We start from the raw sequence: 2,451 nt of genomic DNA on the forward strand, positions 1-2,451 counted from the left end.
GCCTGCGTTCCATCGAGCCGGAGCTGGCCTCGGTGCCGGGCACACGCGTCGTCGTGGTCGACAACGCGTCGCCCGATGGCTCGGCCGACCGTGTGGCGCAGTCGATAGCCGACAACCACTGGGGCGCCTGGGCGACGCTGATCCGTGCGCCGGGCAACGGCGGTTTTGCGGCGGGCAACAACATCGCCATCCGCGAGATGCTGGCCGAGGCGCAGCCGGCCGAGTTCTGCCTGCTGCTGAACCCCGACACCCTGGTGCGCCCGGGTGCCTTGCGCATCCTGCTCGACTTCCTCATCGCGAATCCCAGGATCGGCATTGCCGGTGGCCGCAGCGAAGACCTCGATGCGACGCCGCAGATGTGCTGCTTCCGCTTCCCCAACGCCATCAACGAGTGGTTGGGCTACCTCGGTATCGGCGTGCTCGACCGGGTGTTCAAGCGCCACCTCACGCGCCTGGGCGTGCCCGAGCAAGCGCGTGAGGTCGATTGGGTGTCGGGCGCGTTCATGCTGATCCGCAAGTCGGTGATCGACGCCATCGGCCTGATGGACGAAACCTACTTTCTCTACTTCGAAGAGACCGACTACACCCGCCGTGCCCGGCTCGCCGGTTGGGGCTGCTGGCATGTGCCCCAAAGCCGCATCGTCCACCTGGTGGGGCAGAGCAGCGGCGTGACGGTGCGCGATCAACCCAAGCGGCGCATGCCGCGCTATTGGTTCGAGTCGCGGCGACGCTACTTCATCACCCACCACGGTCGGCTCTATGCAGCGGCGGCCGACCTGGGCGTGATCCTGTGCTACCCGGTGGGCCGGGTGTTGGACACGCTGCGCCGCCGGCGCAACCGCTCGACGCCCAATTTCCTGCGCGACTTCGTTCGCCACAGCGCGCTCTTCCACGGCGAAGCCACACCGCGCATGGCCCCGCGGAGCCCGGCATGACGGGTGGGCCCATGCGGGTGCAGGTGGCCATCGTCAACTACCGCACCGGCGGTTTGGCGGTCGATTGCCTGCGTTCGCTCTTGCCCGAGATCCAGGCCTTGCCCGGCACCCGGGTCACGGTGGTCGACAACTGTTCGGGTGATGGCTCGGCCGACGTGATCGCAGCGGCCATCGCCGCCGAAGGCTGGTCGGGCTGGGCGACGCTGCACCGTGCGCCGGTGAACGGCGGCTTCTCCTACGGCAACAACCAGGTGGTGCGCCTCGCGCTGGCCGCGAGCGACCCACCCACCTACTTCTGGCTGCTGAACCCGGACACGCAGGTTCAACCCGGCGCCTTGCGCGCCCTGGTCGACTTCATGCAAACCCACCCGCGTGTGGGCATCGCCGGCAGCAGTTACCTGCTGGGCAACGATCAGCCGTGGCCCTACGCATTCCGCTTCCCGTCGATCTGGAGCGAGCTGGCCAATGGCCTGCGCTTGAGCTTCGTCGGCAAGTTGCTGAAGAACCGTGTCGGCCTGCGCCGCATGGGCGACCAGCCCGAGCGGGTCGACTGGCTGCCCGGCGCCAGCATGCTGGTACGGCGCGAGGTGTTCGCGGCGGCCGGGCTGATGGACGAAGGCTACTTCCTCTACTTCGAAGAAACCGACTTCAGCCTGGCCGCCCTGCATGCGGGCTGGGAGACCTGGTACGTGCCGCAAAGCTGCGTCAAACATTTTGTGGGCCAGAGCACCGGCGTCAGCGGCCACCATGCGGGGCTGAAACGCCGACCGCAGTACTGGTTTGATTCGCGCCGCCGTTATTGGGTGAAAAACCACGGCCGCCTCTACGCGGCCGCCACCGACGTGGTGTGGGCTCTCGCCTTCAGCACCTGGAAGCTGCGCAACCTGATCCAGCGCAAGCAGGCCGACTACCCTCCGTACTTCTTCCGCGACCTGCTCCGCAATTCCGCCTTGTTCCACAGCGGCCTGCCCACCAGCACGGCTGCCTCCCCGACTGCCCATGGCCATTCAAATCATTCCGCACAGCGCTGAGCGCAGCGCTGCCGTGAAAGAGTTCAACCAGCGCATGAGCGCAGGCGGTTCGCCCTGGAATTTCTACGTCGATCCCGAGCCGGACTGGATTCCCAAGCGTGAAGGCCAGAACGTCTGGCGCGAGTACTACCTCGCGGTCGAAGACGACGTGGCCGTGCGCGGTGCCTTTGCCCTCAAGCCGCAAGACTGGCTGATCAACGGCGAAGTGAAGGTCGTGACCGACTGGCAGGGCCCGTTCTCCGAGGGGGCGATCGACGTGCGCCATGGCACGCTGGGCCTGCGCATGATCCGCGACATGCTCAAGAAGCGCCCGCTGCTCTACAGCTGGGGCCATGGCGGCGACGACCAGCCGGTGGTGCAGATGCTGCGCAAGATGAACTGGCTGTTGCACCCCACGCCGTTTTGCCTGTTCGTGGCCAAGCCGTTCCGCTTTTTGCGGCTCAATGCCCAACTGCGCAAGTCGGCCATTCGGCGCCTGGTGCTTG

At 66.7% G+C, this 2,451-nt stretch carries 3 protein-coding genes; all 3 read left to right on the forward strand.

Going from position 1 to position 2,451, the window contains the following annotated elements:
- The coding region (locus RMO40_RS15840; protein ID WP_309723430.1) for a glycosyltransferase at positions 1-935 on the forward strand (935 nt) is incomplete at its 5' end.
- Entirely contained in the window at positions 932-1,966 is a 1,035-nt protein-coding gene (locus RMO40_RS15845; RefSeq protein ID WP_309723433.1) for a glycosyltransferase, read from the forward strand. The genes RMO40_RS15840 and RMO40_RS15845, both read left to right, overlap by 4 nt.
- Positions 1,935-2,451 (forward strand): hypothetical protein (locus tag RMO40_RS15850; RefSeq protein ID WP_309723437.1); only part of this gene is annotated, 517 nt, incomplete at its 3' end. The genes RMO40_RS15845 and RMO40_RS15850, both read left to right, overlap by 32 nt.

This window comes from Rhizobacter sp. (genome assembly GCF_031412075.1).
Classification (GTDB): domain Bacteria; phylum Pseudomonadota; class Gammaproteobacteria; order Burkholderiales; family Burkholderiaceae_C; genus Rhizobacter.